The organism is Nonomuraea sp. KM90 (assembly GCF_052246675.1).
Taxonomy (GTDB): domain Bacteria; phylum Actinomycetota; class Actinomycetes; order Streptosporangiales; family Streptosporangiaceae; genus Nonomuraea.
This window is the reverse complement of sequence record NZ_JBQQCB010000141.1, coordinates 1-24,254: the sequence shown is the minus strand read 5'-3', so window position 1 is coordinate 24,254 and position 24,254 is coordinate 1. Positions and strand designations below refer to the sequence as shown.

Sequence of the window (24,254 nt, the reverse complement as noted above, 5' to 3'; positions counted from 1 at the left end):
GATGAGGCGGTAGGTCAGGTCGAGCAGCGTGCTGATGGTCACGTACACGACGGCCGACAGCAGGACGACCGCCATCACCACCGGCATGTCGCGCCCCGTGACGGCGTCCATCGCGACGCGGCCGAGCCCGGGCCGCCCGAACAGCACCTCGGTGATCACCGCCCCGCCGAGCAGGGCGCCAGTGAACCAGCCGGCCAGGGTCACGGCGGGGATCAGCGCGTGCCGGAGCGCGTGCCGGGCGACCAGGGCGCGTTCGGTGAGCCCGCGCGCCCGGGCGGTGACGGCGAACGGCTGCTCCAGCGCCCGCTCCAGCCCGCCGCGCAGCACCTGGCCGAGCACCCCGGCGATGGGCAGCCCCAGCGCGAGTGCGGGCAGCACCAGTGCGCGCGGGCCGGCCGCGCCCGAGACGGGGAACCAGCCGAGCGTGAACGAGAACACCGACAGCAGCACGATCCCGATGAGGAACGGCGGCACCGACACCGCCACCAGCTCGGCGGCGGAGGCCGCGCCGCGCGCGAGCCGCCCCCGCCCGGCGGTGACGAGCGCGATGACGGCGGCCAGCGTGACCCCGGTTCCGGCCGCCGCCAGCGTGAGCTGCGCCGTCGGTCCCACCTGCGTGGCCAGGATCTCGCCGACACCGCGCTGCAGCTGGTACGACCGCCCGAGGTCGCCGTGCACCAGCCGCCACAGGTAGGCCACGTACTGGACGATCTCGGGCCGGTCGAGCCCCCACTCCGCGACGATCCTGGCCCGGATCTCGGGCGTGTCGGGCCCGTCGCCGACCAGGATGTCGACGGTGTCACCGGGGGCCAGCAGCACCGCGAGGTAGGAGGCGGTGGCGGCGGCCCACAGGACGGCCAGCCCGGTGCCGAGCCGCTTGATCACGTCCCGATCCGTACGTCGTAGGCCCCGGCCGGCGTGCCGGAGGCGGGGTGGAACCCGAGCCCCTGCACGCTCTTCTGCGCCGCGATCTGGTCGGCGGGCACGTAGATCGGGAACACGATCGCCTTCTCCAGCACCACCGCCCGCTGCACCCTGGCGTACAGCTCCTTGCGTCTGGCCTGGTCAGCGTCGGCACCGGCTTCCGCGAGCCACTTGTCCACCCGGTCGTCGGCGAAGTGGGTACGGTTGATCGCGCCGCCGCGCGGCAGGATGAGGTTGAGCGCCGCGCCGGCGTCGGAGTCGCCCCGGGAGTTCTCGAAGATCTCGTACTCGTTCTCGTCGAGGGCCTTCTGCGCGGTGCCCTGGTCCACGATCTTGACCTGGAAGTCGATCCCGGCGTTCTGCTTGACCTGGGCCTGGATGGCCTGGGCGAGGATGTCGCGCCGGTCGCGGACGAACGGCGCGGAGGCGACCGTCCGTACTGTGAGCCGCCTGCCGTCCTTGACCCGGAAGCCCTCGGCGTCGCGCTGCTTCCAGCCGGCCTCGTCGAGCAGCGCGTTGGCCTTGGCCACGTCGCCGCCGAAGGCGCGTTCGAGGCCCGGGTCGTAGAAGGGGCCGGCCTTGCCGACGATGCTCCAGGCCCTGGTGGCGGTGCCCTGGTAGACGGACTGCAGCACGGTGTCCACGTTCACGGCCTCGCGGAAGGCCTCCCGTACGCGCTGGTCGTCGAAGGGGGCGCGGGAGGTGTTGAAGTAGTAGGAGAAGGAGGTGCCGGAGTTGAGCGCGGTCCGCAGGGTGAGGGCCGGGTCCTGCTTGATGAGGGCGACCTCGGTGGCCGGGACGCCCTCGATGACCTGCACCTGCCCGGAGGTGAGCGCGCCGACGCGGACGGCGGCCTCGGGCAGGAACCGGTACGTGATCTCCGGCAGGTGCGCGGGGCCCTGGTGGGCGGCGCCGGCGGGCGGCCAGTTGTAGGCGGGGTTGCGGCGGTAGTGGATCTCCTGGCCCTGCACGTACCGGTCCAGGATGAACGGCCCGGTGCCGGCCAGGTCGGGCCCGCCGAACTTGAGGTCCTTGGCGCTCTTGAGCGACTTCGGCGAGATCTGCCCGGCGTAGGGCGAGGCGAGGAAGTCCAGGAAGAGCGCGTCCGGCTCCTTGAGCGTGATCTCGAGCGTCGTCGGCGACAGCACCTTCGCCCCCTCGTACGCCCGGAGCTGGATCGCCGCCACGGCCGGGTTGTAACCGGGCACGCGGAACTGGTCGAGGTTGGCCTTGACGGCGGCGGCGTCGAACTTGCTCCCGTCGTGGAAGGTCACGTCGTCGCGGAGCCGGAGGGTGTAGGTCAGCCCGTCGTCCGAGACCTGCCACGACGTGGCCAGCCAGGGCCCGAACGAGCCGTCCGCGGCCCGCGACAGGAGCGCGTCGAACTGGTTGAACACGAGCAGCCGGACCTTGTTCTGCGCCCACTGCTGGGGGTTGAGCGTGATCGGCTGGGTCTCGATGGCCCAGGTCAGCGAGGCGGGCGCGGGTTGCTCGGCGGCCTCGGCGCCGCATCCGGTCACCGCCAGGGCGACGAGGAGTGCGGCGGAGGCGTGGGTGAGGCGGTTCACGGGCGGTTCCAGGCTTCTGCGAGCAGCTCGTACGAGCGCACGCGGTCGTCGTGGTCGTGGGTGATGGTGGTGACCAGCAGCTCGTCGGCCCCGGTCACCCGGCGCAGCACCCGCAGCCGCTCGGTGACCTGCTCCGGCGTGCCGACGAACTGGGTGTCGACGCGGTCCTTGACCAGCTCCCGGTCGGCCTCGCTCCAGACGTGGGCGGCGGCCTCGGCGGGCGTCGCGTACCGCATCGCGCCCGCTCCGGTCCTGATGCTGCGCACCCAGAGGGCGTACGGGCTCGCCAGCTCGCGCGCCGTGGCCTCGTCCTCGGCGACGACGGCGTCGGCGGAGACTATGACGTACGGCTCGGCGAGGTCGTCCGACGGCTTGAACGCCTCCCGGTAGGCCTCCACCGCCTCCAGGACGCTCGCCGGGCTGACGTGGTAGTTGGCCGCGAACGGCAATCCGCGCTCCCCGGCGACCTGGGCGGACTGGCCGCCGCTGCTGCCCAGGATCCAGACCTGCACGTCCGCGCCCTCACCGGGGACGGCGTGGGCGTCGTGCGTGCCGTTGAGGAAGGCGAGCACGTCGTCGATCTGGTCGGCGAAGTCCGGCGTCCGCGCGCCGGGCTGCTGGAGCAGGGTCGCGTAGTGGGCGAGGTGCGGGTGCGCGGCCAGCTTCGAGAAGTCGAACGGCGGCGGGATGAGCAGCCCGTCCACGATCCGGGACCCTGGCCGCTCCGCGGCGCCGGGCGGTGCGGCGGCCGCTTCGGACCGGCGCCGACCCGAGCGGCCGATGCCGAGGTCGATGCGGCCCGGGTGGAGCGCGTCGATGAGGCCGAACTGCTCGACCACCGACAGCGGCGTCTGGTGCCCGAGCTGCACCGCCCCCGACCCCACCCGGATCGTGCCGGTCGCCGCCGCGACCAGCCCGATCAGCACGGCGGGGGCCGAGCCGGCCACGCCGGGGGCGAAGTGGTGCTCGGCCAGCCAGTAACGGCGGTAGCCCAGCTCGTCGGCCCGGCGGGCGAGGTCGATGGTGTTGCGCAGCGCGTCGGCGGCCGTGCTCCCCGAGCTGATGGGAGCGAGGTCGAGAATGGACAGCGTCATGCGGCTCCTCCCGCGACGGTGCCGGCGGCGACAACGGAGGCATCGGCGGCGGGATCCCCGGCCGCGCCGGCGGGGACAGGGGCGGGGAACGGGCGGCTGGGGATCTCGGCCCGGAGCACGGGGGCGATCTCCGACTGGAACAGCTCCAGCGTCGCCCGGTGCTGCCCCGCCGTGAGCCCGTCGGCGTCGGCGTGCAGGTGCATGACCTCGTGCCCGAACCGCTTGTGATAGCGCAGCACCTTGTCGATGATCTGGTGCGGGCTGCCCACCAGGATCGAGCTCCGTTCGATCGCGTCCTCCAGGGTCGGGAAGACGACCGGCAGCCCCAGCCGGCGCTGTAACGCCACCCGGGCGTCGAAGATCGGCCGGTAGGCGGCGACGGCCTCCTGCGAGGTGCGGGCCGCGTAGTAGCCGGCCGAACCGGCTCCGACCAGCGCTTGGCCCGGGTCGTGGCCGTAGTGCGCCCAGCGTTCCCGGTAGTGGTCGATCAGCTCGGCGTAGGGCTCGACGGGGTGGGTGACGTTCGCGGAGAAGAGGGGGTCGCCGTGGCGCGCGGCCAGGTCCACCGACTCCTTGCTGGTGGCGCTCCCGTGCCAGACCCGGATCGGCCGCTGCAGCGGGCGCGGCCAGGTCTCGGCGTCGGTGAGCGACGGGCGGAAGCGGCCGCTCCAGGTGACCTGGTCCTCCCGCCACAGGCGGCGGAACAGCTCGTACGCCTCCCGGTTGCGCTCCCACTGGTCCTCGGCGGTGACGTGGAACAGCTTGGCCTGGGCCGCGCCGTTGCCCTTGCCGATGATCAGCTCCAGCCGCCCGGCCGACAGGTGGTCGAGCGTGGCGTAGTCCTCGTAGGCGCGTACGGGGTCGAGCAGGCTCAGCGTGGTCACGGCGGTGAAGAGCCGGATCCTGGACGTCCGGGCCGCGATGTGGCTGAGCACGACCGGCGGCGAGGAGGAGATGAACGGGCGCTCGTGCCGCTCCCCCACCCCGAACCCGTCGAAGCCCAGTTCCTCGGCCAGCACCGCGTTGCCGACGACCTCGCGGAAACGCTCCGTGGCCGGCCTGCCGTCGGTGTGCGTGATCAGTGTGATGAGCAGGAATTTCATCGTGCCTCCGCGTAGCGGCTCGCCGGGCGCGGCAGGCCGAGCAGCCCGCGCAGCGTGTCGGCCTCGTACCTGCTCCGGAACGCCCCCCGCGAGCGCAGCTCGGCCGTCAGGCCCGAGGCGATCTGCCGCAGGTCGTACGGCACCGCCCCCGGCCGCAGCCGGAACCCCTGGATCCCGGCGCGCTGCCACTCCAGCAGCAGCGCGGCCAGCTCCGCCACGCTCCCGGTGAAGATCGCGGCGTCGGAGCTGAGCTCGGCCCCGTCCAGCTCGTCGAGCCGTGCCTTGCGGGCGGCGGCGTCGTCGCCCAGGAACACGACGAGGTCGGCGAAGACCTTCACCTCGGCGGAGAGCCCCCTGATCTCGGCCACGATCGCCCTGGCCTGCTCGGCCGAGTGCGGCGTGACGTATACGACGTCGGCGTTGGCGGCAGCGAACTCGTACGGCAGCCGGGCGTGCGCCAGCGCGGTCACCACCGGCTGGCCCTGCGGCGACCGGGGCGTGATGGAGGGCCCCCTGACCGAGAAGAACCGGCCGGCGAAGTCGACGTAGTGGAGCTTGTCCCGGTCGACGAACCTGCCGGTGGCCACGTCCCTGATCTCGGCGTCGTCCTCCCAGCTGTCCCACAGCCGCCGCGCCGTCTCCACGGCGTCGGCGGCCTCGGCGAACAGGTCCTGTACGTGCGGGACCACCGACAGGTCGGCGACGCCGGGCTCGATCGGCGGGAACTCCCTGCGGCCGAAGTGGCGGGCCTCCGAGGCGCGCCAGGAGATCTGCGGCCGCCATCCCGCGCGGCCGCCGCTGATGTGGTCGAGCGTGGCGATGCCGATGGCCACGTGGAACGGCTCGGTGTGCGTGGTGGTGGCGGTCGGCACCAGCCCGATCCGGCGGGTGAGCGGCGCCAGCCGGGCGGCCAGCAGCACCGCGTCGAACCGCCCGCGCACGTGCCCGGCCTGCTCGCCCGCGCCGTCCGGGAAGCCGTCCGACAGGCCGGTGCCGTCCCCGTTCCGGGGGCGGTCCGGCAGGTCGGTCTGGAGGCCGAGGGCGTCCTCGATGGTGACGAAGTCGAGCAGCCCGCGCTCGGCCTCGGCGACCAGCCCGGCCCAGTAGCGGGCGGAGAACAGCGCGCGCGGCGCGGCGGTCGGCTCCCGCCAGGCGGCCGGGTGCCAGCCCGCGCCGTCCAGCGCGACGGCCAGGTGCAACGTCATGCCAGCTCCAGGTGTTCGCGCAGGGTGGTGCCGGTGTAGTCGGTACGGAAGGAGCCGCGCTCCTGCAGCAGCGGCACCACCCGGTCCACGAACTCGTCCAGCCCGCCCGGGGTCAGATGCGGCACGAGGATGAAGCCGTCGGCGGCGTCGGCCTGCACGTGCTCGTCGATCAGCCGCGCCACGGTGGCGGGGGTGCCGACGAACGTCTGCCGCCCGGTCACCTCGATGACCAGCTCGCGGATCGTCAGCCCCTTCTCGGCGGCCAGCGCCCGCCACTTGGCGGCCACGGCCGCGCGGTCCTTGATCGCCACCCGGCCCTGGGAGACGCCTTCCGACACCTCCGGCTCGACCTCCGGCAGCGGACCGTCCGGGTCGTAGGCCGACATGTCACGACCCCACACCTGCTCCAGGAAGGCGATCGCGGTCTGCGGGCCGACCTGCCGGCGCCGGATGGCGGCGGCGTTCTCGGCGGCCTCCTCCTCGGTGTCGCCCAGCGCGAACGTCACGCCGGGCATGATCTTGAGCTGGTGGGGCTCGCGGCCGTACCGGGCCAGGCGGCGCTTGACGTCGGTGTAGAAGCGTCTGCCGTCCTCCAGCGTGCCGTGCCCGGTGAAGATCACGTCGGCGGTGGCGGCGGCGAACTCCCTGCCCTCGTCCGAGTCGCCCGCCTGGATGATGACCGGATGCCCCTGGGGGCTGCGGGGCAGGGTGAAGCGACCCTCGACGGAGAAGTGCGCGCCGTGGTGCCCGACCGTGCCGATGCCGCCCTCCCGTACGAACCGGCCCGTGGCCTGGTCGGCGAGGACGGCGTCCGGCCGCCAGGAGTCCCACAGCTCGCGCGACAGGCGGACGAACTCGGCGGCCCGCTCGTACCGGTCGGCGCGGTCGAGGAAGCCGCCGCGGCGGAAGTTCTCGCCGGTGAAGGCGTCGGAGGTGGTCACCACGTTCCAGGCGGCCCGGCCGCCGCTCAGGTGGTCGAGCGTGGACAGGCGCCGGGCCAGCTCGTACGGCTCGTTGAAGGTGGCGTTGACCGTGCCGGCCAGGCCGAGGCGGGAGGTCACCGCGGCCAGCGCGCTGAGCAGGGTGAGCGACTCGGGCCGTCCCACCACGTCCAGGTCGTGGATGCGGCCCTTGAGCTCGCGCAGCCGCAGCCCCTCGGCCAGGAAGAAGAAGTCGAACTTGGCGCGCTCGGCCGCCCTGGCCAGGTGGGTGAACGAGGCGAAGTCGATCTGGCTACCGGAGCGGGGGTCGGTCCAGACGGTGGTGTTGTTCACGCCCGGGAAGTGGGCGGCCAGGTGGATCTGCTTGCGGCTCATCGGCCCCGCCCGTGCGGGGTGTTCCACTCGGCGGGCAGGGCCTCGATGGTCTCGCCGAAGGCCGGCCGCTGGTAGAGGTCGCGGGCATAGCCCCACAGGTGCTCGAACCCGGACAGGTCCCCCTCGCTGATGAGGTGGTCGCGGTTGTACTCCGAGTCGAACCTGGCCAGCGTCACCCACAGCCGCACGTCGGCCTCGGTCACCGTGTCCCCGGTCAGGAACCGCTGCCCCGCCAGCCGCTCGTCCAGCCGCTCCAGCGCGGACAGCACCCGCCGGCGCTCGTCCGCGCGCTCCTCGCCGGTGGCGGCGCGGGCCACGCGGGAGACGCCGGTGTTGACGTCGTGGTAGAGCCAGGCGTTCAGTTTGTTGATCTCCGGGCGCAGCGGCTCCGGGTAGAGGTCGGCGGAGGTGGTCGCCCATTCCTCGAACTGGGTGGCCAGGTCGATGGTGATGTCGGGGAAGTTGTTGCTGACGATCCGGCCCTGGCGCCGGTCCCAGAGCACGGGCACCGAGATGTGGCCCGGGTAGCCCTTCTCGGTGGCGTCGTACACCTGCTCCAGCAGCGTGAACCCGTTGACCGGGTCGGCGCCCCGGCGCTGCCGGAAGGCCCAGCCGCGGCCGTCGCGCTCGTCGTCCACGTACGAGAGCGAGATCACCTCCTCCAGCCCCTTGAGCTTGCGGACGATCGCGACGCGCTGGGCGTACGGGCAGACCCAAGCGGCGTAGAGGTGGTAGCGGCCGGGCTCGGCGCGGTAGCCGCTGGATCCGTCGGCGGTGATCCGGTCCTGGAAGGGATAGACGGGGCGGGTCCAGCCCGCCGACAGGTGCAGGCGGCCGGGGCCGTACTGGCCGTAGGAGACGTGGTCGACGGGACTCGCGTAGATCGGAGTGCCGGTGGTTACGGTCACACTCAACTCCGGAATGATCAGTCTTCGGGGTGGGGCAGGAACCGGCCGAACCGGCCCTGGTGGTAGAGGAGCGGTCGGCCGGTGCTGTGCAGGTCCACCTCGGCGACCAGCCCGACGACCAGCACGTGGTCGCCGACCTCGGCCGTCTCGTACGGCAGGCAGACCAGGTGGGCGGAGACGTCCTGCAGCAGCGGCGCGCCGAGCGGCCCGGGCCGCCAGCGGGTGGGCGGGGCGAACCGGTCGACCCCCTTGGTGGCGAACCTGGCGGCCACCTCGGCCTGGTCGCTGGCCAGGATGTTGACCGCGAAGTGGTCGGCGGTGCGCAGCCAGGGCCAGGTCGTCGAGGACTGGTCGACGTAGAAGGAGACGAGGGGCGGTTCGAGGCTGACCGAGGAGAACGACGTGGCCGTCAGGCCGACGGGGATGCCGTCGTTCTGCGCGGTGATCACCACGACGCCGCTGGCGTGCACGGCGAGCGCCCGCCGGAACGGCTCGGCGGCGACGGCGCGGCCGGGCATGGTGTCCGTCATGCCCGGCCCCTCCTCTCGGGGTCGCGGCGGGAGGACGGCGGGACGGACCTGGTTGAGATCACGGGAGGTTCCTCACGAAGGAAGGCATGCTCGCGCGGCGCCCTGGGGTGGCACGAGCGCGGTCGGGGAATTCGTCAGCGGAGGCGTGGGCTGCGTCGGCCACGCCGGAGCACGAGGGTGGAGGCGGCGGGCGGGGCCACGCCGCGGCTACTGGTCCGTGATCAACGACACTGGGCGGTGGTGACGTGGCCGTAGTCCACGTGCGGGCGCCCGGTCAGGAGGAAGCCCTGGCTCATGTCATCGACGCTAAGCCGGAACACCGGAGAAGTCAATATTTCCTACTGGTTTTGAGGGAAATAGCCTCTGCCGGGGCGAGAAAAGGGTTTCTCTACAGCTAACTGTAGAGTGTCATATACCATTGCGGGCGGACGAAAGGCACCAGCTCATTGGCCACCCCTTCAGAGCGGGCGGCGAAGCCGGCCACGATCCGGGACGTCGCGGCGGCCGCGGCCGTCTCCATCGGCACCGCCTCCAAGGCGCTGAACGGCCGCGGCCGGCTGCGCGACGAGACCCGCGACCGGGTGCTCGCCGCCGCCGAACGCCTCGGCTTCCGCCCCAACCCCCTGGCCCAGGGGCTGCTCGCGGGCCGCACCTACACCGTCGGCCTCGTCACCGGCGACAGCTACGGCCGCTTCAGCATCCCGGTGATGCTGGGCGCGGAGGACGCCCTGGGGTCCGGGCAGATCTCGGTGTTCCTCTGCGACACACGGGACGACCCCATCAGGGAGCGCCACTACGTGGACCGCCTGCTGGCCCGGCGGGTCGAGGGCGTCATCGTCACCGGCCGGCGCACCGAGCCGCGTCCCAGCATCGGCCGCGACCTGCCCGTCCCGGTCGTCTACGCGATGACCAGGTCCGCCGACGAGTCCGACATCTCGATCATCCCTGACGACGAGGGCGGCGGCGCCCTGGCCACCCGCCACCTCCTGGCGACCGGCCGCACCCGCATCGGGCACGTCACCGGCCCCGAGCGGTTCCAGGCCGCCCGCGACCGGGCGCGCGGGCTGAGCACGGTCCTGGCGCAGGCCGGCCTGGAGCCGGCCGGCGAGCTGCTGTTCGGCCAGTGGAGCGAGGAATGGGGCCGCCAGGCCGCCGACATCCTCCTGCACGCGGCCCCCGACGTGGACGCGGTCTTCTGCGGCAGCGACCAGATCGCCCGCGGGGTCGCCGAGACGCTGCGGGAGGCGGGCCGGCGGGTGCCCGACGACGTGGCCCTCGTCGGGTTCGACAACTGGGAGCCGATGGCCCTCGGCTGCCGCCCACCCCTGACCACCGTGGACATGAACCTCGGCGAGATCGGCCGCCTCGCCGCCCGCCACCTCCTCGACGCCATCGCCGGCCGGCCGGCCCCGGGAGGGGTGCTGACCGTCCCCGCCACCCTCGTGCCCCGAGCCTCCACCCGCCGCAGCACCTGACCGCCCCGCCTCTCAGTGCCAGGCGCGTCGAGCTGGGGCGCGCGGCGCCTGGACGTCGCCACGGTGCGCGCCGGATCTCACCCCAGCGCGGTGCCGCAGTCATTCCGTTACGACGGCCGATCGGCCGACATACCGGCCAACCGGTCCACGGGAGGCTCCGCCCCGGGTTCCGAGGTGGCTGACGACTGCTGTTTCGACGGTGGTCGCCTGTGCAGCAGGAGTGCGGTCAGGCCGCCCGCGACTAGGCCCCAGAACGCCGCGCCGATGCTCAGGATCGTCATCCCCGACGCGGTGACCACGAAAGTGACCACCGCCGCCTCCCGCCCCTCCGGCTCGGTCACCGCGCCGGCCAGCGACGAGCCGAGCGCCGGCAGCAACGCGAGGCCGGCCACCGCGACGACCAGCACGGGCGGGGACAGCAGCACCAGGGCCATGGCCAGGCCGGCGCCGAGGCCGAGCGCCAGCTGCCCCGCGCCGAGGGCCACCGTCGCGATCCACCGGCGGCCGGGGTCAGGGTGGGTGTCCGGGCCGGCGGTCAGCGCGGCGGTGATCGCGGCCAGGTTGACGGCGTGACCGCCGAACGGCGCCGCCGCCGCGCTCGCCAGGCCGGTCGCGAGGAGGACCGGGCGCAGGGGCGGCGTGTACCCGTAGGTCGCCATGACCGCCATGCCGGGGACGTTCTGCGCGGCCATGGTGACGAGGAACAGCGGGATGGCGATGCTCACCACGACGGACAGGTTCAGCGTCGGGGTGGTCAACTCGACCGCGGGCCTCAGCGCCGCGCCGGACAGGCCGTTGCCGGGCTCGTGCACCGCGATGGCGATGATGGCCACGACGAGCGCGCCGGGAACGGCCCACTGCCGCAGGTACCGCAGAAGCACCGCCCAGGTCAGGACGACGGGCACGGCCAGCAGCGGGATGTCGACGACGGCGCGGATCGGGGCGGTGCACAGGCTGAGGATGACGCCCGCCAGCATGGCACCGGCGATCGGGCGCGGGATGGCGGCGATCGCCCGGGCCGGCCAGGGCGACAGGCCGGCGAGGACGATGAGCCCGGCGCAGACGATGAACGCGCCGACCGCGGCCGGGAAGCCGCCGGGCACGGGACCGGTCGCCACCAGCAGTGCCGCGCCGGGGGTGGACCAGGCGATGCTGATCGGCATGCGGTATCGCAGCCCGAGGAAGACCGCCACCACCCCGATGCCGCAGCAGAGGGCGAGCAGCCCGGAAGCGGCCTGCCCCGGCGTCGCCCCGACGGCACGCAACCCGGCGAGCACGACGGTGAACGAACTGGCGTAGCCGACCACCGCGCTGATCAGCCCCGCCATGACGGCCTGCACGCGCACGCCCGCTCCTCAGCCTCGCCCGATCGTTCCGTTTACGGAACGTACCATAGCCACGCCGCCACCAGGGAACAAGCCCGGCGGCGGAATGCGATGATTGCCGCGTGGACGGCGGTGACATGAACATCGGGAGCCGGCTGCGGCGACTGCGGGAGGCCCGCGGCATCTCCCTGTCGGCGCTGGCCCGCAGCGCCGGCATCGGCAAGGCCACCCTGTCCGGCCTGGAGCTGGGCACCCGCAATCCGACGCTGGAGACGCTCTACGCGGTGGCGGGAGCCTTGGGCGTACCGTTGACGACCCTGGTCCTGGAGCCCGGCGCGCCGCCCGCGGAGGCCGTCCAGGTGCCGGGCGCCGCCGTGACGGCCACACTGCTGGAGGTCTTCGAGGAGCCGACCGTAACGTTCGAGTTGCTGCGCATGCGCGTCCGCCCGGGCGTCGTGCAACACTCGCCACCCCACGCCCCCGGCGTGACCGAACACGTAACGGTCCACGCGGGCGTGCTGCGCGCCGGCCCCGCCGACGCCCCCCTGCTCGCCGCGCCGGGCGAGCACATCTCCTGGCAGGCCGACGTCCCCCACGTCTACAGCACGGTCGGCCCGGACGAAGTGCTGGCCACCCTGCTGATCCGTTCCCCCCGGCAGACCTGAGCCACCGGCTCCACCCCGCACCCGACGTCGCTTGACGATCCGGCGCAGGGTAAACCCGGACCAGGCAAAGGATCTTGACGGGCGAGGCAAAGATCCGCCCGGCTCGGTGGCGGGCGGCCGGATCTGCGCGCGGGGCGAATCTAGACTCGGGTCAGTGAACCCATCGATAACACCTGGCAGGCGGCACCCGGAGCCGTCGCAATGATCACTTTTGTCATCTTCGCACTCGCGGCCGTCTGCGCCGTGGAGGCCGTGCTGGGCCTGGCGCTGCTCGGCTGGGCCGTCGTGGAGGTCAGCGTCTTCCTGCGCCGGCATCCGGGCGGCGCGGCCGGTGGCGTGCGCGAGCTGGCGACGGGAGCGCGGCGGATCTGGCCCCTGCTGCCCGGACTCGCCAAGGCCTCGTCACAGACCGCCGGCCGACGCGTCCTGCGGAGCCGGTCGGGCCGGTGGGTCCTGCGGCGGGTCGGCCGGGGGTCTGCCGGAGGGACCGCCGCGAGCGCGGTCGCGCGTGTCCGGCGGGCTGCTCCAGGATCGCCTGGCCGCGGAGCCGGCGGGCCGGCCCCGGGCCGGCTTCGCCCGGCGCGGCGCGAGCGCCTTCGCGGATGAGATGCCCCGGATGCCGGTATTGCCGCAGATCACGTGCCGTGCGCGTGTATCGGGTCGCCGGGAGGGCAAGGATTTGCGTGACGGATGGACCCGCTGGCGAAAGGTGGCGGTCGACGTGCTGCCGGGCTTCCGGTTGGAATGGCCGATCACGGACGATCTTGCCGCTCTGCGGGTGGGCGTGCGCGCCTTCGGCACCGGTGCCGGCCTGACCGGCAAGCGGCTGACGGATCTGGTGATCGCGGCGAGCGAGGCCGCCGGCAAGGTGCTGGACCACGGCGAAGGCGGCACTTTGATCGCCTGGAGCGACCCGGGCGGGGTCAGCCTGGAGTTCGTGGACGTTACCGGCGCGTTGACCATGGCCTATTGGACCGTCGACGCCGAACCGGCCCTGCTCGCCGGCCGGGAAGTCGGCTTCTGGCTGTTGCGGCAGCTGTGTGACGAGATCAGTCTCGACGACAGCGACGGCACCAGCCGGTTGCACCTGCGCTTCCACCACCGAGCCCGGCACAACGGCGACCCGTCGCGTGTCGGCGTGACGGCCGGCCGGCGCAACCCGCCGCCGGCTCACTGAGGCGGGCTGCGCCGCCGAGCCGTTGCGGCCAGGATCTCGCGGTGGCCACCGCGGTTTGCCGGAGCTCTGGAGTTCCGGGCCGCCTTTCATCCTGCCCCGGTGGATCCGGGGAGGAACGCGGCGGCGGCGCTGGACAGGAGCGGCCCGACGATCACCAGGCCCGTCTGCAAGTCGGTCATGACGTTGTGGTCGATCTCCAGGACCTGCTCCAGTTTCGCGCGTTCCTCGGCCCGGCTGAGCACTGTCGCGGCGTCGTGGGCGTCCCCGATGGGCAGCAGTTCGTCGCACAGACGGGTGGCGGCCTCCCGCAGCGCGGCACGGGCCGGCACGTACGCCAGGGCTACCAGCAGCGATCCGGTGCCGCCGAAGATCAGGACGACCCCTGGTGACGACAACGGGGCGGGAGAGGCGCCGAGCGCGAGCGTCGCCAGCGCCACCAGCGAGCCGACGGCGCCCAGCAGCCGCCGGAGCAGCCGCCGGAAGGCGACCAGCGTGGCCACCCGCGTTCCTGGTCCGCCCTCCGGCGCCTCGGCCGACCGGAGGATGCCCAACATCGTCACCGTGGCCGGAAGGGCGCCCACACACGCGATCGTCGAGAGCCCCCAGCCCCGCCAGCCCGCACGGGCGCTCGGGGACAGGACCAGAGCGAGCACGAGCAGCAGCAGGGCCAGCAGGAGCAGGGCGCCCAGCGGGCGGAGCAACTCGCGGACGCGCATGGAGCGCAGGGCCGTCAGATCTTTCCAGCGCTGGACGCCATAGGCGAAGACGGAGCCGGAGGCGACGGTGAGCGCCAAGGCGAGAGACGCCCACACCTCCCACCGCGGAGCCACCTTGTTGGCGGACGTGAGCACGATCGCCAAGCCGAGTGCGAGCGCCGTCACGATGGCGACCGGTCGGAGCACGGGTTCCACCACCCCCCGCCACGGGGTCAGAGCCGGACGGTGATCATGTCAGATGCCCCGGCCGGTGTCCATCCTGCCCATCCGCGCCTCTGCGTTGAATGGGAGGCTCCTGTCAGTTCTTGATGCCGGTGAGCGTGACGCCCTCGATGAAGTAGCGCTGCAGGAAGAAGAACAGGGCGATGATCGGGGCGATGACGGCGGCGGAGGCGGCCATCAGGTAGCCCCACTGGGTGAGGTAGATGCTCTGGAACGAGGCCAGGCCCAGGGAGAGGGTGTACTTCTCCTCGTCGTTGAGGTAGAGCAGCGGCCCGAGGAAGTCGTTCCAGGTCCCGATGAACGTGAAGATCGTCACCACCACGATCGCGGGCTTCGACAGCGGCATGACGATCGTCCAGAAGACCCGCCAGGGCGAGGCGCCGTCGATGTAGGCGGCCTCGTCCAGCTCGAACGGGATCGTCAGGAAGAACTGCCGCAGCAGGAAGACGTTGAACACCCCGCCACCCGCCCCGGCGAACCAGCTCGGCACGGTGAGCGGCAGGTAGGTGTCCAGCGCGCCCAGCTCCTGCCACATGACGAAGGTCGGGATCAGCGTCACCGCGTACGGCAGCATCACCCCGCTCAGCAGCACCGCGAACGCCACGTTGCGGCCCCGCCAGCGCAGGCGGGAGAAGCTGAAGGCGGCCACCGAGCAGGTCAGCACCGTCCCCAGCACGCTGATCACCGCGATGATCACCGTGTTGACGAAGTACAGCCAGAACGGCTGGGCGGTGAGCGCCTCGGTGAAGTTGGACCACTGGAACGGCGAGGGGATCCACTCGGGCGGCGCGACGAACATCTGGGCGTCCTGCATGAGCGCGCTGCGCACCAGCCACACGAACGGCAGCAGCGTCGGCACCGCCCCGGCGACGAGCGCCACGTAGAGCAGCACCTTGCCGTACCTGCGCCGTCCGCGCAGTCCGGCGGTGGGGGCGACGCGTCCGGTACGCGGGCTCCGGGGCGGCGCCTCGACGGCGGTCATCGGGCACCTGCCATCTCGTAGTAGACCCAGCGGCGGGCGTTCCTGAACAGCAGGAACGTGATCACCACAATGATCATGAAGAGCACCCAGGCGAGCGCGCTGGCGTAACCCATCTCGCTCTCCTTGAACGCGATCCGGAACAGGTAGTAGACGTAGAAGAGCGTGGCGTTGTTGGGGCCGCCCTCGGTCATCACGTACGCCTGGTTGAACACCTGGAAGGTGCCGACCACGCCGACGACCAGGTTGTAGAAGATGGTCGGCGTCATCATCGGCAGCGTCACGTGCCAGAAGCGCCGCCACGGGCCGCCCCCGTCGATGGAGACGGCCTCGTACAGGTGCCGCGGCACCCCCTGCAGCCCCGCCAGGAAGATCACCATGGTGTTGCCGAAGCCCCAGGTGCTCATGACGATCAGCGAGGGGATGGCCATCGCCTCGTCGTAGATCCACTGCCCGGTCGGCAGGCCGGCCTGGCGCAGCAGCGAGTTGAGCAGCCCGAAGTCCGGGTTGAAGATCCAGATCCACAGGACCACGTTCGCGATCGCGGGCACGAGCGTGGGCAGGTAGAAGATGGTCCGCCAGATCGGCAGGCCGCGTACCTTCTGGTTGAGCAGCATGGCGACCGCGAACGACACGATCAGCACCAGCGGCACCGCGCCGAGCGTGTAGTACGTGGTGGCGCTGAGCGACTTCCAGAACAGCTCGTCCCCGGCCAGCTCGGTGTAGTTGCCGAGCCCGACGAACGCCGGTGTGCCGCCCACCTGCCAGTCCGTCAGGCTGAACGCGAGCGAGGCGACCATGGGCCCCGCCGTGAAGATCACGAATCCGAGGAGGGCCGGCAGCGCCATGAGCAGGCCCCAGCGCCGCTCCATGCGGCGCTGGCCCGACATGCCGGCCATGTCACGGCTCCTGGGTGTGCTGCCAGCCCTGCAGCATGCCGGTGATCTTGGGGGTGATCGCCTTGAGGGTCTCGGCGGCGGGCTTCTTGCCGGACTCGATCTCCTGCAGCGCCGGCGTCAGCACGTCGCTGGAGATGGCGGACAGGTTCTTGACCCGGTTGCGCAGGTCGGGCACGCCGTGGTCGCGGGCGTAGTCGACGACCGCCGTCCGGAACTCCGGCGGGTGGCCGTCGTTCTTCGTCCAGGAGTCGATGGCGGCCTGGTCCTCGTAGTACTTGCGCTCCTGGGGCATCCACAGGCCCTGCTTGTACAGGTCCACGTATTGCGGGTCGATGTGGAAGGCGAACAGCTCGACCGCCTCCTCCACGTGCTTGGTGCCGCTGAACACCGAGGACGCGCCCGCCACCTGCGAGGTGGTGAACGGCTCGGCGTACTTGGGCAGCACGCCGATGCCGTAGTCGACCTTGCTCTCGTTCATGTCGAGCAGCGCCCAGTGGCCGTCCACGACCATCGCCACCCGCTTGGTCTTGAGCAGGATGTTCGTCCCCGGCACGTCGTCGCCGGTCGCGGCGAGCTGGCCGGGGCCGGGGGCGACGCGGTGCTTGTAGATCAGGTCCTGCAGGTTCTGGAACACCTGGATCGCCTCGGGGCTGTCCAGCAGGCACTTCTTGCCGGCCTCGTCGGCGAAGTCGGCGCCGTTGCTGCGCAGGAAGCCGTACCAGGCGGCGGCGTAGGTGACGCTGATCGAGATGCCGAACTGGCGGACCTGCTTGGGGTCGAAGCCGGACTCGTCCGGGTGCTTGCCGTTCTGGTCGACGGTCAGCTTGTAGGCGTTCTCCACCAGCTGGTCCCATGACCAGGCCGAGGAGGCCACGGCGGGCGGCGGGGCGACACCCGCCTGCGCGATGGCCGACTTGCTGTACCACAGCAGCTCGATCTCGTTGGCGGTGGCCACGCCGTGCAGCTTGTCCGGCCCGTACCAGAGGTAGGCGTCCGGCAGGTAGCCGGCCAGCTGCGGATATTTCTGCAGGTACGGGAACAGGTTGACCAGGTTGCCCTGCTCGGCCAGGCGAAAGGACATCGACATCGGCACGTAGCCGAGATCCGGCGTCTTGCCGCCGGCCACCAGGCTGTTGAGCTTGACGTCGTACTCGTCGGGGGTGAAGACCGGCTTCACCTTGACGCCCTGCTTCTTCTGCTCGAAGGCCTTGAGCATCTTCTCGATGGCGGCCTTCTCGAACGTCGAGCCCCAGTACATGAACTGCAGCTCGGTGGCGCCCGCCGCGCCCGTGCCGCCCCCCGAGCCACAGGCCGCCGCGGCCGCGCCCAGGGCGGCCAGGCCGCCCATCCTCAACAGGTCTCTTCTCTTCATGGTGCGTGTTCCTTACGAGAGGGGTGTCCAGACCCGCATCACGCCGCCGTCGCGGTTGTCCCACTGGTAGTAGGGAACGGCCGTGACGGTGACGGGGGTGCGGGCCGGGAGGTCGGTGGGGGCAGTGGTGTTCTGCGGGGTGTTCTGCGGGGTGTACGGCAGGCCCTCGGGGGGCGCGGGCGGCAGGCGGACGGCGTCCGCCTCGATCAGCACGGTGCTGCCGAGGCCGGGCAGGTCGCGCCGCCCGGCGCGCAGCCGGGTGTCCGGGACCAGCGCCAGGTCCTCCAGGTCGGCGGTCTGGTCGATCTGCTCGAAGCAGTAGACGAGCGGGCCGCGCTCGATCGCGGCGCAGCCCCGGAGCGCGTCGATCCTGCGGTGCGGCAGGACGAGGCGGGGCGTCAGGTCCAGGTCGAGGGTGAAGGTGTCGCCCGGCTTCCAGGCGCGGCGTAGCTCGGCGTACCCGTCGGCGTTCGGGGTGAGCTCGCCCGGCGCGCTCCAGGCGGGTACGCGCAGCTTGAGCGTCCACTCGCCGCCCGGGGTGGCGCGGACCGTGAACCGTACGCGGCCGTCCCACGGGTAGTCCGTCTCGACGGCGAGAGTGATGCCGCCGGCCCGGATCGTGCCCGGCACGTACTGGTGCACCGACAGGCCCTCGTCGTCGGTGGTGGCGACGTAGTGGCCGAGCGAGGAGACCAGGCGCATGATGTTCGGCGGGCAGCAGGCGCAGGCGAACCACTCCCGGCGCCGGCCCAGGTAGGCGTCCTCGAACAGGTCGGCGCGGCGCTGCAGCGGGTTGACGTAGAAGAAGCGGGTGCCCCCGGCGGAGGTGGAGGCGGCGAAGGCGTTGTAGAGGGTGCGCTCGATCAGGTCGGCGTAGCGGCCGTGGCCGGTGGCCAGCAGCAGCCGCCAGTTCCAGTGGACGGCGGCGATGGCGGCGCAGCTCTCGTTGTAGGCGCGGTCGGGCGGCAACTCGTAGCGCTCGCCGAACGCCTCCCCGTCGTGGCGCGAGCCGTGCCCGCCGGTGATGGAGGTCTTGGTGGCGACCAGGTCCTCCCACCGGCGGATCGAGCAGGCCAGCAGCTCCTCGTCCCCGGTCTCGACGGCGACGTCCACGACGCCGGCCTCCAGGTAGAGCTGGCGCACGGCGTGCCCGACCGCGGTGTCGGCCTCGCGTACGGGCAGGTGGTCCTGGGCGTAGAGCGGCCCCATGCCGCTGTCGGCGATCAGGCCCTTGCCCCGGTTGTCGATCAGCTTGCTCGCCAGCTCCAGGTAGGGCCGCTCCCCGGTGAGCCGGTACAGCTCGACCAGCGCCGTCTCCACCTCGGCGTGCCCGTCGATGCCGTCGTCGTCCCCGACGAGGAACCGCTCGACCAGCAGGTCGGCGAACCGCCGCGCGACGGCCAGCAGCTCCTCGCCGCACCCGGCCCGCGCCGCGGCCACGGCCGCCTGGAAGAGGTGACCGGCGCAGTACATCTCGTGGCTGTACTCCAGCTCGGCGAAGACCTTGTCCGGCTTGACCATCTGGTAGTGCGAGTTCAGGTAGCCGTCGGGGCGCTGCGCGCGGGCCAGCAGCGCGGCCGACTCGGCGACGAAGGCGCGATAGGCGTCGTCCGGGAGCCGGCTGTGCTCCCAGGCGACCGCCTCCAGCTGCTTGTACAGGTCGGAGTCCTGGAACCGGTATCCCTGGAAGGACCCGCCGCCCTCCCCCGCCGCCAGCCTCAGGTTGGGCACCGCGCCCGACTTCTCCATCTGTTCGAGGCCGAGCGGGATGCTCGCCTCCCGGTTGATCGCCTGCCAGCGACCGAACGGACCTCCCTCGATCTCGACGTCGTCGATGCCCAGTGGCCGTTGAACGCCGGTGGAGGGTGCCAGCGGGCCGCGGACGCGGTCCCTGAGGTCAGACATCGTGCTCCCTGAAAACTGGGAATAGGTTTTCCTGGCCCGCAATGTAAGATGTGATACAGCACTAGTCAATAGATCCGCGTGTGCGGCGCACTCGCGGGAAAACGGTTGCCCCTCCTTGCTCCCGCAGGACCGGGACGGGTGCAACCGGATTGGCCGAAAACCTTTCATCGTTATCAGAACGTTGCCAGTTGCTGCAAGCCATGAAAGGCCCTTGACAGACCTCCAGCCGGTGAGCTTTGCTCCGAAAACCTTTCATTTTTTTCGCTCCGGTGGCCCAGGAGGGCCGCCGCGCACCCCCGGGAGAAAGGTTTCCGCCATGGGACGACTGGCCGTCGTGGCCGCCTTACTCGTGTCCTTCCTCGTCGCCGGGCCGCCACCGCCCGCGCACGCCGCCCCGACCGCCACGGTCGTGGACCTGTTCGGCAGGACCGTCAACGCCTACGGCGTCAAGCTGGTGGACTGGCAGGGCTACCTCGCCAACCCCTACGTCGAGCTCACCGTCCGGCCGCCGGCCGACGTGCGCTTCCCCGTCACCATCGACCTCAAGGCCGAGGGCACGTCCCGGCTGATGATGGACCTGCCCAGCCAGCTCACGGCCACGGGCGCGACCAAGACGCTGACGTTCGCGAACGCGTCGGAGCAGAAGGTCTTCCGGCTGGCCATCCACTCCAAGCGCGGCCCCGGGGCCGACGAGCAGCACACGCTGCGGCTGTCGATCAGGGACGCGGGCGGGGCGACGTACCAGCAGTCCATGCCCATCTTCGTGCAGCAGGACGAGAAGACGGCGCTGCAGCCGTCGCTCCCGATCGCCTTCGACTACCGCTACGACACCATCACCGGCTACTTCAACGACACCGGCGTGCGCACGGCCGCCGAGGAGGCGGTCAAGGACTGGTTCCGGTTCTTCGACATGCAGCCCTTCGACACCGTCGCGGCCGGCGCCGAGCCCAACCACCTGCCGGGCAACGACTGGCAGAACACCATCAACGTCACGAACAACACCGCCTACAACGGCATGTACGTCTTCTTCCGCGGCATCCAGACCCCGTACTCGACCGGCTACCCCGCCGCCAATGGCCGCTACAGCACCCGGGGCGGCCAGCAGCTCCCGGGCCCGCTGCACCGCTCCACGGCGATGATCCTCGAGTACGACGAGGCGAACAAGCAGCTGTTCACCTCACTGGCCGACGAGGACTGGTACCGGACGGAGATCCAGGGCTCGGTGCTCGACGTGCACGGCCTGGTCATGCACGAGTACGGCCACTCCGTCGCCTTCCACAGCGACTGGGCCGGGATGCGCTCCTACGTCCAGGGCGGCGGCAACGACCCCGACGTCGTGGAGTACCAGGGCCGCGCGGTGCCGCTGGACAGCAGCTACCACATCCCGGGCGACCAGCCCAACTGGGACCGTCTCAGCGGCCAGAGCGGCGGCTGGACCCACCTGTTCCCCACCCGCAGGTGGATGCTGACCAAGCTGGCCCTGCTGGTGGCCGAGAACGCGGGCTGGAAGCTCAACCGCAACCTCACCCCGTTCCTCAAGCCGTCCATCACCACCACCTCGCTGCCCCAGGCCACGCCGGGCACCGCCTACCAGCAAACGCTGGCCGCCAGGGGCGGCGTGCCGTTCTACGACTGGCAGGTCACCGGCGGCGCGCTGCCCGCCGGGCTGAGCCTCGACCGCTTCACCGGCGCCATCACCGGCACCCCGACCGCGGCCGGCTCCGCCACCTTCACCGTCCAGCTCCGCGACTACGACCGGCTCAGCGCCCCGGTGACCAGGGCCTTCACCCTCAATGTCGGCGGCAGCCCCGCCGCCAACCTGGCCACCGGCGCCACGCCGTCGGCCTCCTACACCTCGGCCTGGGAGAGCGTCGCGGCGCTCAACGACGGCATCGACCCGCCGTCGTCCAACGACACGGTCAACCGCCGCTGGGGCACGTGGCCGCAGACCGGCACGCAGTGGGCCGAGCTGACCTGGCCGTCCGCGCAGACGCTGCGCTCGGCCGAGGTGTACTTCTTCGACGACAACGGCGGCGTGCGGCTGCCGGCCTCGTGGAAGCTGCAGTACTGGAACGGCACCGCGTACGCGGACATCCCCGGCACCTACCCGACCGCGGTCAACGCCTACAACCGGGTGACGTTCGGCGCGGTCAGCACGACCCGGCTCAGGGCGGTCCTGCAGAGCGGCTCGGGGTCGGTCGGGCTGCTGGAGGTGAAGGCGTACTCCTGAGCCTCCTGAGCCTCCTGAGCCTACTGGCCTACTGGCCTACTGGGCCCTCAGCCGAGGGCCGAGGCGGGCAGCGGGATGGCGGGGAACGGGTTGTCGGGCAGGAGCACGACCCGGCGCGGGTCGGCGGACTGCCCGGCGGCGTCCAGGTGGAGCAGGGCGGCGCCGATGCCGGCCGCGCCCACCATGTAGCCGGTGTCGGCCGTCACCTCGCCCGGGCGCAGCCGCCGGTAGGCCTGGTACCAGCGGTAGCCCTGGCCGTTGTGGTCGGTGGCGCGGCCGATCAGGTCGGCGGCGAGCGTGCGGGCGTACTGGAGGTGGGACTCGTCGCCGGTCGCGGCCCAGAGGCCGACGAACAGCTCGATCACACCGGCCGTGCCGCAGCACTGGCAGGCGACGTTCCAGTAACCCTCGGTACGGCGCCGCGGCACCCCGCTGCGCACGATGCCGCGGGCCAGCCGCTCCGCCCACTCCAGGTCGCCCGGTTCACCGCCCACCCGGTGCAGCTCGTAGAACATCCGGGCCACGCCCGCCGACCCGGAGCAGAACCCGAGGTAGTGCAGGCCGCGGGCGTGCGGCACGTGGTGCGGCACCACCGCGCACGCCCCGGTCACGACGCTGACCTCGCGGACGAAGGCGGCGCCGCTGCGTGCGGCGTGCAGGAAGCGCTCCTCGCCCGTCACGCCGTACAGGCGGGCGAGGAGGAACGCGGTGCCGGACGTGCCGGCCAGGAAGCCGGGCGTGACGGCGTCGACCGGCAGGTCCGCGCAGTCGCCGAAGCGGTGCCCCGGCACCGGCAGCCGGGCGATGCGCAGGCCCGCCTCGACCGCCGCCGCCTCGTAGGCGGGCACGCCGAGGTGCGTGGCGGCCCGCAGCAGCCCGAGGATGATGCCGCCCTCGCCGCGCTGCGCCGGATCCCGCGACCACTGCACCCCGTCGCCCTGGGCCCGGCCCCGGCTCACGATCAGGTCGGCGATCGCCGCCGCCTCGGCCTCGAACTCCGCCTCGCCGAGCGTCCAGCCCGCCTCCATGAGGGCGATCATCACGCCGGTCAGCCCGTGGTAGAGGGACAGGTCGTCCTGCTCGCGCCAGGTGGCGGCGAGCCGGCGGGCGCCGGCCCGGGCGTCGTCGAGGTACGCGTCATGTCCCGTGGCGGCGGCCAGCTCCAGGAAGAACAGCACGATGCCGGCCGCCCCGGAGTAGAGGGACCAGGGTTCGGGGGTGACCGCCGACGCGCCGCGCGAGTCGGGATTGGCCAGCCACCGCCGTCCGCGCTCGTCGTCGATCGCGGCCGATCGGATCCACCTGCCGGCCAGGATGGCGGCGGTCAGCGGGGAGTCGGCACGGGCGCTGGACGCGCGCGTCTCTTCCAGGCTCATGGCCCTATTTTCCCATAACTTGAGTAGGAATAATCGGAAAACCGAGGATGCCGCGTATCGGCGAGCCGGTCCCGGCGGTCGATGACCGGCGCGTCGCCCTCACAACTGTCCCACAGCGCTCACCGCCTCGGCGAACCCGCGCACCCCCGGGTGCGGGGCCCCCGTAGTGACGATGCTCCACCCGGCCCGGCCCCCGCTCAAGTCGCCTCACGTGGATTTCTCCCGTCGTCCGTCCTGGGTCACCCCGAGCGCCCGCAGGAGTTCGGCCCGGGTCCCGGCGGGGTCCGTGCCCGCGTCGAGCCGCTGCTCGGCCGCGATCCTGCCGTCGTCGAGCACGAGCACGCGGTCGGCCAGCGCGATCGCCTCGTCAACGTCGTGGGTCACCAGGAGCACGGCCGGGCGGTGCTGCTCGAACAGGCGGCGCAGCAGGCCGTGCATCCTGAGCCTGGTCAGGGCGTCGAGGGCGCCGAAGGGCTCGTCGGCCAGGAGCAGGCGGGGCTCGCGTACGAGCGAGCGCGCCAGCGCCACCCGCTGCTGCTCGCCCCCGGACAGCTCGTTCGGCCAGGCCCGCTCCCGCCCCGCGAGCCCCACCTCCGCCAGGCTCTCCCGGCCGCGCCGCTCCGCCCCGGGCAGGCCGAGGATCACGTTGGGCAGCACCCGCTGCCAGGGCAGCAGCCTGGCGTCCTGGAAGACCACCGACACCTCGCCGGGAACCTCGACCGTCCCGCCGCCCGCCACGTCGCCGTCCAGCCCGGCCAGCGCCCGCAGCAGGGTGCTCTTGCCCGAGCCGCTGCGGCCGAGCAGCGCCACGAACTCGCCGGGCGCCAGCTCCAGGTCCAGGCCGTCGAGCACGGTACGGTCGCCGTACCCGCGGGTCAGGCCCCGGACGCGGATCAGCTCGCCAACGTCCGTCGCCACGACAGCGCCCTCCTCTCCACGAGCCGGACGGCGGCGTCGGAGAACAGCCCGAGCAGGCCGTACAGCACGATGCCGACGAGGATCACGTCGGTCTGCCCGTACGTGCGCGCCAGGTCCATCATGTAGCCGATGCCGCTGGTGGAGTTGATGAGCTCGGCCACGACCAGGAACAGCCAGGCCGTCGTGACCGCGAACCTCAGCCCGAGCAGGAAGCCCGGCAGCGCCCCCGGCAGCACCACCTTCCGGATGAACGCGGCCCGCCCGAGGTCGACCGTCTCGGCCAGCTCCACGTAGCGGCTGTCGATGCTGCGCAAGCCGTTGTGCGTGTGGATGTAGATCAGCACGAG

At 72.1% G+C, this 24,254-nt stretch carries 22 protein-coding genes; 5 read left to right on the top strand and 17 right to left on the bottom strand.

What is annotated here, in order from left to right:
- The 8 genes from ACTWPW_RS54930 to ACTWPW_RS54895 all read right to left on the bottom strand — a co-directional run.
- On the bottom strand, positions 1-885 hold an 885-nt coding region (locus tag ACTWPW_RS54930; protein WP_443173689.1), incomplete at its 3' end, for an ABC transporter permease.
- Positions 882-2,492 carry an ABC transporter substrate-binding protein gene (locus ACTWPW_RS54925; RefSeq protein WP_375112158.1) on the bottom strand — a complete coding sequence of 537 codons (1,611 nt, stop codon included), beginning with the start codon at positions 2,490-2,492 and terminating at the stop codon, positions 882-884. The genes ACTWPW_RS54925 and ACTWPW_RS54930, both read right to left, overlap by 4 nt.
- Complete coding sequence (locus tag ACTWPW_RS54920) at positions 2,489-3,586, bottom strand: LLM class flavin-dependent oxidoreductase (RefSeq protein WP_443173688.1); 1,098 nt, start codon at positions 3,584-3,586, stop codon at positions 2,489-2,491. The genes ACTWPW_RS54925 and ACTWPW_RS54920 overlap by 4 nt, the downstream gene beginning before the upstream one ends.
- Entirely contained in the window at positions 3,583-4,689 is a 1,107-nt protein-coding gene (locus ACTWPW_RS54915; protein ID WP_443173687.1) for an LLM class flavin-dependent oxidoreductase, read from the bottom strand. The genes ACTWPW_RS54920 and ACTWPW_RS54915 overlap by 4 nt, the downstream gene beginning before the upstream one ends.
- A complete protein-coding gene (locus ACTWPW_RS54910; RefSeq protein ID WP_443173686.1) occupies positions 4,686-5,894 on the bottom strand; it encodes an LLM class flavin-dependent oxidoreductase in 1,209 nt (402 codons plus the stop codon). The genes ACTWPW_RS54915 and ACTWPW_RS54910 overlap by 4 nt, the downstream gene beginning before the upstream one ends.
- Positions 5,891-7,210: an NtaA/DmoA family FMN-dependent monooxygenase gene (locus tag ACTWPW_RS54905; protein WP_375112154.1), complete on the bottom strand. Its 1,320-nt coding sequence runs from the start codon at positions 7,208-7,210 to the stop codon at positions 5,891-5,893. The genes ACTWPW_RS54910 and ACTWPW_RS54905 overlap by 4 nt, the downstream gene beginning before the upstream one ends.
- Positions 7,207-8,118, bottom strand: a complete 912-nt coding sequence (locus ACTWPW_RS54900; protein WP_443173690.1) for a glutathione S-transferase C-terminal domain-containing protein — start codon at positions 8,116-8,118, stop codon at positions 7,207-7,209. The genes ACTWPW_RS54905 and ACTWPW_RS54900 overlap by 4 nt, the downstream gene beginning before the upstream one ends.
- Before the next feature lie 17 nt (positions 8,119-8,135).
- Positions 8,136-8,648 carry a flavin reductase family protein gene (locus ACTWPW_RS54895; RefSeq protein WP_375112153.1) on the bottom strand — a complete coding sequence of 171 codons (513 nt, stop codon included), beginning with the start codon at positions 8,646-8,648 and terminating at the stop codon, positions 8,136-8,138.
- A gap of 446 nt (positions 8,649-9,094) precedes the next feature.
- Here ACTWPW_RS54895 and ACTWPW_RS54890 point away from each other — a divergent pair, with 446 nt between their 5' ends.
- Entirely contained in the window at positions 9,095-10,123 is a 1,029-nt protein-coding gene (locus tag ACTWPW_RS54890) for a LacI family DNA-binding transcriptional regulator (RefSeq protein WP_443173685.1), read from the top strand.
- Between the two features lie 107 nt (positions 10,124-10,230).
- On the opposite strand, the gene ACTWPW_RS54885 is transcribed toward ACTWPW_RS54890, so the two are convergent.
- Positions 10,231-11,469: a benzoate/H(+) symporter BenE family transporter gene (locus tag ACTWPW_RS54885; protein WP_443173684.1), complete on the bottom strand. Its 1,239-nt coding sequence runs from the start codon at positions 11,467-11,469 to the stop codon at positions 10,231-10,233.
- Between the two features lie 101 nt (positions 11,470-11,570).
- On the opposite strand from ACTWPW_RS54885, the gene ACTWPW_RS54880 reads away from it, so the two are divergent.
- The 3 genes from ACTWPW_RS54880 to ACTWPW_RS54870 all read left to right on the top strand — a co-directional run bounded on the left by ACTWPW_RS54880 (position 11,571) and on the right by ACTWPW_RS54870 (position 13,290).
- Positions 11,571-12,113 carry a helix-turn-helix domain-containing protein gene (locus ACTWPW_RS54880; RefSeq protein WP_443173683.1) on the top strand — a complete coding sequence of 181 codons (543 nt, stop codon included), beginning with the start codon at positions 11,571-11,573 and terminating at the stop codon, positions 12,111-12,113.
- 201 nt (positions 12,114-12,314) lie between these two features.
- Positions 12,315-12,719 (top strand): hypothetical protein, encoded by a 405-nt coding sequence (locus ACTWPW_RS54875; protein ID WP_375112149.1) that lies wholly within the window; start codon positions 12,315-12,317, stop codon positions 12,717-12,719.
- Positions 12,720-12,729: 10 nt separating this feature from the next.
- Positions 12,730-13,290, top strand: a complete 561-nt coding sequence (locus ACTWPW_RS54870) for an ATP-binding protein (RefSeq protein WP_443173682.1) — start codon at positions 12,730-12,732, stop codon at positions 13,288-13,290.
- Positions 13,291-13,376: 86 nt separating this feature from the next.
- Here the strand turns inward: ACTWPW_RS54870 and ACTWPW_RS54865 are convergent, their stop codons facing one another.
- The 5 genes from ACTWPW_RS54865 to ACTWPW_RS54845 all read right to left on the bottom strand — a co-directional run bounded on the left by ACTWPW_RS54865 (position 13,377) and on the right by ACTWPW_RS54845 (position 19,383).
- Positions 13,377-14,192: a hypothetical protein gene (locus tag ACTWPW_RS54865; RefSeq protein WP_443173681.1), complete on the bottom strand. Its 816-nt coding sequence runs from the start codon at positions 14,190-14,192 to the stop codon at positions 13,377-13,379.
- A gap of 112 nt (positions 14,193-14,304) precedes the next feature.
- On the bottom strand, positions 14,305-15,210 hold the full coding sequence (locus tag ACTWPW_RS54860) for a carbohydrate ABC transporter permease (protein WP_443173680.1): 906 nt from the start codon (positions 15,208-15,210) through the stop codon (positions 14,305-14,307).
- Positions 15,207-16,106 carry a carbohydrate ABC transporter permease gene (locus ACTWPW_RS54855; RefSeq protein WP_364122488.1) on the bottom strand — a complete coding sequence of 300 codons (900 nt, stop codon included), beginning with the start codon at positions 16,104-16,106 and terminating at the stop codon, positions 15,207-15,209. The genes ACTWPW_RS54860 and ACTWPW_RS54855 overlap by 4 nt, the downstream gene beginning before the upstream one ends.
- Before the next feature lies 1 nt (position 16,107).
- On the bottom strand, positions 16,108-17,478 hold the full coding sequence (locus tag ACTWPW_RS54850; protein ID WP_443173679.1) for an ABC transporter substrate-binding protein: 1,371 nt from the start codon (positions 17,476-17,478) through the stop codon (positions 16,108-16,110).
- Positions 17,479-17,490: 12 nt separating this feature from the next.
- Complete coding sequence (locus ACTWPW_RS54845; protein ID WP_443173678.1) at positions 17,491-19,383, bottom strand: glycoside hydrolase family 127 protein; 1,893 nt, start codon at positions 19,381-19,383, stop codon at positions 17,491-17,493.
- Positions 19,384-19,699: 316 nt separating this feature from the next.
- Here ACTWPW_RS54845 and ACTWPW_RS54840 point away from each other — a divergent pair, with 316 nt between their 5' ends.
- Complete coding sequence (locus ACTWPW_RS54840; RefSeq protein ID WP_443173677.1) at positions 19,700-21,613, top strand: Ig domain-containing protein; 1,914 nt, start codon at positions 19,700-19,702, stop codon at positions 21,611-21,613.
- A gap of 47 nt (positions 21,614-21,660) precedes the next feature.
- Here ACTWPW_RS54840 and ACTWPW_RS54835 read toward each other — a convergent pair whose 3' ends face one another.
- The 3 genes from ACTWPW_RS54835 to ACTWPW_RS54825 all read right to left on the bottom strand — a co-directional run.
- The gene (locus tag ACTWPW_RS54835) at positions 21,661-22,989 is read right to left on the bottom strand and encodes a lanthionine synthetase LanC family protein (protein ID WP_443173676.1); all 1,329 of its coding nucleotides are present in this window, start codon (positions 22,987-22,989) and stop codon (positions 21,661-21,663) included.
- 207 nt (positions 22,990-23,196) lie between these two features.
- Positions 23,197-23,907, bottom strand: coding sequence for an ABC transporter ATP-binding protein (locus ACTWPW_RS54830; protein WP_375112141.1), 711 nt, complete (start codon positions 23,905-23,907; stop codon positions 23,197-23,199).
- On the bottom strand, positions 23,883-24,254 hold a 372-nt coding region (locus ACTWPW_RS54825; RefSeq protein ID WP_443173675.1), incomplete at its 5' end, for an ABC transporter permease. The genes ACTWPW_RS54830 and ACTWPW_RS54825, both read right to left, overlap by 25 nt.